This is a genomic window from Bacillus cereus group sp. MYBK5-2 (assembly GCF_051915685.1).
GTDB classification, from domain to species: domain Bacteria; phylum Bacillota; class Bacilli; order Bacillales; family Bacillaceae_G; genus Bacillus_A; species Bacillus_A cereus.
The window spans coordinates 22,656-29,664 of record NZ_JBQAFE010000020.1 but is presented as its reverse complement, the minus strand read 5'-3'; the positions used below and the strand labels follow the sequence as shown (position 1 = coordinate 29,664).

Genomic DNA, 7,009 nt, shown 5'->3' with positions numbered 1-7,009 from the left:
TAGTTTGTCTAGCATCTAAAATAAAAATTGACGTTTCACGTTGTTTGTTTCGTTCAGTTTTCAAAGAACTACTTGGTCGCTCATTTGCGACTTCCTTATGTTAACATCTTCGTTTTTCGATGTCAACTAAGTTTTTCAATTTCTTTTTTGTCGTTTTCTGCGTTTCCGCATCAGCGACGGTTATTAATATATCATGGTGAAAAATGAAATGCAACACCTTTTATAAACTTTTTTTAAAACTGCCCACATTTCTTTTTTTATATCATATACTTAAACGAAATATCTCTTTCATGTATGAGCAATTCCTACATATATTTTATATAAAGTTACTCTATCAAAAGACGTTTCTTTCTATAATAAACGTTTTATTCATATAGCATATCATACAAGGAGGAATATATATGGACTATACCGATTTATTAATCAAACTAGGTCTCTCGGCTATTTTAGGATTTGCCATTGGTTTAGAACGCGAATTAAAACGGAAACCACTTGGTTTAAAAACGTGTCTAGTTATTTCTATTATTAGTTGCCTCCTAACGATTGTTTCTATTAAAGCAGCTTATAACTTACCACATACCGATCATATGAATATGGATCCACTTCGACTTGCCGCTCAAATTGTATCTGGAATTGGTTTTTTAGGTGCTGGCGTAATTTTAAGAAGAGGCAACGATAGCATTGCAGGACTCACGACTGCCGCTATGATCTGGGGTGCTTCTGGTATTGGTATTGCTGTTGGGGCCGGATTCTATATTGAAGCGATATTCGGAATGTGTTTCCTTATGATTAGTGTCGAACTTATACCACTCGCGATGAAATATGTAGGCCCTAGATCATTTCGTCAACGTGATATCGCTGTGAAACTTGTTGTACGAAATATGGACAATATCCCAATCGTAATTGAAGAAATAAAAGAAATGGATATAAAAGTTAAGAATATGAAGCTTAAAACATTAGAAAACGGTTCTCACTATTTACATCTTAAACTGTCCATTGATCAAAAAAGACATACTGCTGATGTTTACTATGCTCTCCAGCATCTTGAAAGTGTCCAACAAACTGAAGTGGAAAGTATGTAACATAAAACAAACTCTCTTTAATTAGAGAGTTTTTCTTTTTTCTATAATGGCAACAATGAATGTAGTCCTACAAAGTAAGGAGGAATAGGCAATTGAAATCCCGTCCGAATTTAGTAGATACATTTCGTGATTCCATTATTTTTCGTTTAATTTGTTTTATTATTGTACTGACTGCTTTTTCCGGTTTTCTTATACATAGATTAGAACCTTTTCATTTCACTACATGGTTTGACGGAATTTGGTGGTCAATCGTTACCATTTTTACAGTTGGATATGGCGACTTTGCTCCCCATACGACGATAGGAAAACTAATAGGTATAAGTATTATTTTATTAGGAACTGGCTTTTGTTCTTATTATATGGTGCTGTTTGCTACTGAAATGATTAATAAACAATATATGAAAATTAAAGGTGAAGAAGCCGCTACTTCTAACGGTCATATGATTATCGTTGGCTGGAATGAGCGCGCAAAACATGTTGTAAAGCAAATGCACGTATTACAACCAAACCTTGATATCGTTTTAATTGATGAAACACTTTCTTTACTCCCAAAACCATTTCATCATTTGGAATTTATAAAAGGTTGTCCGCATCACGATCAAACTTTATTAAAGGCCAATATTGCAACGGCACACACCATATTAATAACAGCTGATAAAGAAAAAAACGAAAGCTTAGCGGATACACAGTCCATTTTAAATATTTTAACTGCAAAAGGGCTCAACCCAAACATTCACTGCATCGCTGAACTTCTTACTTCTGAACAAATACAAAATGCAACGAGAGCTGGCGTGTCAGAAATTATAGAAGGAAATAAATTAACGAGCTATGTATTTACCGCTTCTCTTTTATTCCCTTCCATTTCAGGTGTACTATTTTCACTTTACGACGAAATCTCTGATAATAAATTACAACTGATGGAGCTTCCATCGTCCTGCACCGGACAAACTTTTGCCAATTGTAGCTATACTCTTTTAAAGCAAAACATTCTCTTACTAGGTATAAAGCGCGACGAACAATATATGATTAATCCAGTTCATTCCTTTGTTCTCATTGAAAGCGACATACTCATTGTTATTCACCATTAGTAAAATGACGCTCTAATTCTTGCATGAGCACTTTCCCAATATTGATATATTTTCTTTTCACATCTCCATCTGGATCTTTCGGCTCAGCAAATTGATCCATTCCACTCGTTCCAGCTGTTAAAGTATTCACATTATCATCTAGTTCGTCTTGATATACGTGCGAAAGAATATACGGCGTTCCAAGACGAACTATTACGCCTGGTACATCTAGTTCTCCATCAATGGCTGTAAATGGAACTCGTAAAAATTGATACCCATCTTCTTCATCAATTTTGTAATCGAAGCATCCTTTATCATAATCCCAATTACCACCAATGCTATATCCAAGTGGTTTCATAATCTCTTCTAACTTATATAACGCATATGTACGTCCTTCTAAATTTGATTGAATCGGAATCAAGCCCATCCCTCCTAGACTTTTCCTTTAGCATACCCACTTTAGTTTGAATATACTGATGGACTTTTCGATAAAATAATAAAAAGCGACCGGAATCCGGTCGCTTTTTATTATTTTAAACGCTCTTCTAATTCTGCTTTTAATTCTTCAAATCCTGGTTTACCAAGTAAAGCAAACATGTTTTTCTTGTATGCTTCTACTCCGGGTTGGTCAAATGGATTCACGCCTAATAAGTAGCCGCTCATCGCACATGCTTTTTCGAAGAAGTATACAAGGTAACCGAATGTGTACTCATTTAATTCAGGAATATTTACGATTAAGTTTGGTACTCCCCCGTCGCTATGTGCAAGTAATGTACCTTCGTATGCTTTTGTGTTTACGAAGTCTACAGTTTCACCAGCAAGGTAGTTTAATCCGTCTAAATCGTTTTCTTCTGATTCGATTGTTAGTTCATGTGTAGATTTACCTACTTTAAGAACTGTTTCAAATAAGTCACGACGCCCTTCTTGAACGTATTGACCTAATGAGTGTAAATCAGTTGAGAAGTTTGCTGAAGATGGGAAAATACCTTTTTGATCTTTTCCTTCACTTTCACCAAATAACTGTTTCCACCACTCAGCGAAGTATTGAAGTGCTGGCTCATAGTTAACAAGCATTTCAATTGTTTTTCCTTTATTGTATAAAGCGTTACGAACTACTGCGTATTGGTAAGCTGGATTTTCTTCTAGTTCTGATGTTCCGAAGTCATCATGACCAGCAGCTGCACCTTTCATCATCTCTTCAATATTTAAGCCACTTACTGCGATTGGTAATAAACCAACTGGCGTTAATACAGAGAAACGACCTCCAACATCATCTGGAATAACAAATGTTTCGTAACCTTCGTTATCAGCTAATGTTTTTAATGCACCACGCGCTTTATCTGTAGTTGCATAAATACGTTTGCGAGCTTCTTCTTTTCCATACTTTTCTTCTAATAACTTACGGAAGATACGGAATGCTAGTGCCGGCTCTGTTGTTGTACCTGATTTGGAAATAACGTTAATAGAGAAGTCTTTACCTTCTAATACGTCCATTAAATCTTTCATGTAAGTGGAGCTAATGTTTTGTCCAACAAATAGCACTTGTGGAGTTTTACGTTGTTCTTTAGAAAGCGTGTTGTAGAAAGAATGGTTTAACATTTCGATTGCTGCGCGTGCTCCTAGGTAAGAACCACCAATACCTACAACAAGTAAAATGTCAGAGTCATTTTTAATTTTTTCTGCGCATTTTTGAATGCGAGCGAATTCTTCTTTGTCATATTGAAGCGGAAGGTCTACCCACCCAAGGAAATCGTTCCCAGCTCCAGTTTTTTCGTGGATTGCGTGATGTGTTACTTTCACTGCATCACGTAAATAAGTGATTTCATGTTCACCGATGAAGGATAACGCTTTAGAATAGTCGAACGTTACATGTGTACTCATCTTTTTCCCTCCAATTATGGATATGTATTTCTGTATTCACTTTAGCGAAACTGAAGTTGTAAATCAAGCGATTAGGAAATTGTAAACGTAACCAATATATATTTTTTAGAAAAAGTTCATTTTTTGCATAAAAATTCGCATTTTTCGGTATAGATGTATATACATCCCTTTCCAAACATTTTTTATGTATAAAAACAACATAACTACCCCATTCTATAAAAGAGTTAATTAACTCATCGCTTGCTCATGCTTCACAATTAAGGGGGGCTTTTTCATGAGTACTTTGCAACGTATCGCATTAGTCTTTACTGTAATTGGCGCTGTGAACTGGGGACTAATCGGGTTTTTCCAGTTTGACTTAGTAGCAGCCATTTTCGGTGGACAAAATTCAGCTCTTGCACGTATTATTTACGGCATCGTTGGTATATCTGGGCTTATCAACCTTGGTTTACTGTTTAAACCATCTGAAAATCTTGGTACGCACCCAGAAACAAACGAAATTCGATAGTCAGTATGTCCTTTCACCTCCGACATACGAATATGATTGCATGCAATCATATTTGCAAATATATATCATAAGATAAAGTAAAAGAGGAACGCTCATATGCGTTCCTCTTTTACTTTGTTAACTCGGACTCTTCAATCCATTCTGCCAACTTTTCTCGCAGCGTATTAAATCCGTTTTCAGATGGGTTCGGTATAAGAATCCTTCCTTGTTTTCTTTTCGCCGCTTTTAACGATAAACTCATTTTTCTGTGCTCTTCATCAATTGAAAGTACCTTTACTTCTACTGTATCGCCGACCTTTAAAAAGTCATGAATATCCTTTACATATCCATTTGTAATTTCAGATATATGCACAAGTCCTTGTGTTTCTGCATCTAACGCTACAAACGCACCGTAATCTTGAATTCCAGTCACTTTCCCTGTTACAACCACTCCTGTTGTATATTGTTCTGACATATGAAACACTCCCATACGTTTACCATTCTCTCTACAATTATAGAGAGCAAAGCAGATATATTTATTTTAAATATCCGATTGGTTAGTACGCATTCTAGATAACAATATCTAGAATGCGCATACCTTATATTAGTAAATTATACCACTATGACAGAACTCATTCAAAATTCATGAAAAATTTCCCTTAAAGAAGTATAATTCTCCAATATTGGGATAGACTACTAACACATGGCTTTCTAGTATTCCCCCCCTTTTATGGACAAAACGTATTACGTTTTGTCCTTTTTTTATTTTCAACAAACCGTTCCATTCTCTTCATTGCTTCCATAAGTTGTTCAAGCGACGTCGCATAAGAACAACGAATAAACCCTTCACCACTTTCGCCAAATACGCTACCAGGGACAACAGCTACTTTTTCTTCCAGCAATAACTGTTCTGCAAATTCCGCTGAAGATAATCCTGTTGAAGATATAGAAGGGAAAACATAAAATGCTCCGCCCGGCACATGACACGTTAAGCCCATTTCATTGAAAGATGTCGTCATAAAATTACGACGCTTCTTATAACTATCTCTCATCCGAATTACTTCATCATTCCCCGCACGTAACGCTTCAAGTGCTGCGAACTGAGACATCGTCGGTGCACACATCATGGAATATTGGTGAATTTTGAGCATCAATTCTGAAAACTGAACAGGAGCTGCAATCATACCGAGACGCCATCCTGTCATCGCAAATCCTTTTGAAAATCCTGAAATTAAAATCGTATGCTCGCGCATATTTTTAATACTCGCGAAACTTGTATATGCTTCGTCGTATACAAGCTCTGCATAAATTTCATCAGATAATACAATTAGATTGTACTTCTCAACAATCACTGCTATTTCTTCAAGCTCGAATTTATTTAGCATTGCACCTGTCGGGTTATTTGGTGAACAAAGTAAAATCGCCTTTGTTTTCGCTGTAATAGCTGCTTCAATTTGTTCTGGTTGTACTTTAAACTCGTTTTCTAGCTTAGTCTCCACAGGAACCGGAACTCCTCCAGCTAATGTCACAAGTGGTGCATAAGAAACGAAGCTTGGTTCAACAATGAGCACTTCATCATCAGGATTTATAATGGCACGCATCGCTACATCTAACGCCTGGCTCGCTCCAACTGTAACAATGATTTCATCACTTGGATCATAAGATACTGCAAATTGTTTTTTTAGATACTTTGCTATTTCTTGACGGAGCTCCAATAATCCTGCATTTGCTGTATATGACGTATACCCTTGTTCCAAAGAACGAATACATGCTTGCCTTACATTCCAAGGGGTAACAAAATCCGGCTCTCCTACCCCGAGGGAAATAACACCTTTCATATTTGCTGCTAAATCAAAAAATTTTCGAATACCAGATGGTTTTAAAGATTCTGCTGATCTAGATAGTTCAAATTGCTTCATGGTGTCACCACAATTCGCTTATCATCATCGTTTTTTTCATAAATAACGCCCTCATGTTTATACTTCTTCAAAATGAAATGAGTAGTTGTAGAAACGACAGATTCAATTGTTGCTAATTTCTCAGAAACAAACATCGCTACTTCCCCCATCGTTTTACCTTCTAATGTAATAGAAAGATCATATGTCCCTGACATTAAATAAACGGATTTCACTTCTGAATAACGATAAATTTGCTCAGCAACCGCATCAAACCCAACGCCGTGCTTTGGCGTAACTTTCACATCGATCATTGCCGTTAAACCTGTATGTTCTTTCACTTTCGTCCAATCGATATGTGTTACATAATCCACAATAATCTTTTCATTTTCTAATCTCGCAACCATCTTCTTTACTTCTTCTACTTCTATATTTAACAGCTTCGCTAATGTATCTACAGATAATCGACTACTCTTTTCAAGACAAGCTAATAATTCTAATTCTTTTTCTGTCACCATATAAATCATCCTTCCTTTTCGTTTGTGTCTAAATTATACAAATACCCTTTCCAGTTTGAAAAGAAGATTTTTCTATTGA

General features: G+C 36.1%; 8 protein-coding genes. 3 read left to right on the top strand and 5 right to left on the bottom strand.

All coding sequences use genetic code 11. The annotated features are described in order from the left end of the window. Positions 1-401 precede the first annotated feature (401 nt). Both ACTFP3_RS29430 and ACTFP3_RS29425 read left to right on the top strand, forming a co-directional pair. Positions 402-1,082, top strand: coding sequence for an MgtC/SapB family protein (locus ACTFP3_RS29430; protein WP_000386676.1), 681 nt, complete (start codon positions 402-404; stop codon positions 1,080-1,082). A 92-nt stretch (positions 1,083-1,174) separates the two neighbouring features. Then, complete coding sequence (locus ACTFP3_RS29425; RefSeq protein WP_000842320.1) at positions 1,175-2,170, top strand: potassium channel family protein; 996 nt, start codon at positions 1,175-1,177, stop codon at positions 2,168-2,170. On the opposite strand, the gene ACTFP3_RS29420 is transcribed toward ACTFP3_RS29425, so the two are convergent. After that, entirely contained in the window at positions 2,157-2,570 is a 414-nt protein-coding gene (locus tag ACTFP3_RS29420) for a YugN-like family protein (RefSeq protein ID WP_000612334.1), read from the bottom strand. The genes ACTFP3_RS29425 and ACTFP3_RS29420 overlap by 14 nt on opposite strands. Before the next feature lie 107 nt (positions 2,571-2,677). Beyond that, a complete protein-coding gene (locus ACTFP3_RS29415; RefSeq protein WP_000103654.1) occupies positions 2,678-4,030 on the bottom strand; it encodes a glucose-6-phosphate isomerase in 1,353 nt (450 codons plus the stop codon). A gap of 274 nt (positions 4,031-4,304) precedes the next feature. Here ACTFP3_RS29415 and ACTFP3_RS29410 point away from each other — a divergent pair, with 274 nt between their 5' ends. Next, positions 4,305-4,538 (top strand): DUF378 domain-containing protein, encoded by a 234-nt coding sequence (locus ACTFP3_RS29410; RefSeq protein ID WP_000105788.1) that lies wholly within the window; start codon positions 4,305-4,307, stop codon positions 4,536-4,538. A 109-nt stretch (positions 4,539-4,647) separates the two neighbouring features. On the opposite strand, the gene yugI is transcribed toward ACTFP3_RS29410, so the two are convergent. The 3 genes from yugI to ACTFP3_RS29395 form a co-directional block, all read right to left on the bottom strand. Beyond that, the gene (yugI, locus tag ACTFP3_RS29405; RefSeq protein ID WP_000003764.1) at positions 4,648-4,992 is read right to left on the bottom strand and encodes a S1 domain-containing post-transcriptional regulator GSP13; all 345 of its coding nucleotides are present in this window, start codon (positions 4,990-4,992) and stop codon (positions 4,648-4,650) included. 253 nt (positions 4,993-5,245) lie between these two features. Next, positions 5,246-6,436, bottom strand: coding sequence for an aminotransferase (locus tag ACTFP3_RS29400; protein ID WP_000808536.1), 1,191 nt, complete (start codon positions 6,434-6,436; stop codon positions 5,246-5,248). Next, positions 6,433-6,930 carry an Lrp/AsnC family transcriptional regulator gene (locus tag ACTFP3_RS29395; protein ID WP_025686922.1) on the bottom strand — a complete coding sequence of 166 codons (498 nt, stop codon included), beginning with the start codon at positions 6,928-6,930 and terminating at the stop codon, positions 6,433-6,435. Before ACTFP3_RS29395 ends, ACTFP3_RS29400 begins: the two co-directional genes overlap by 4 nt. Between the last annotated feature and the right edge of the window lie 79 nt (positions 6,931-7,009).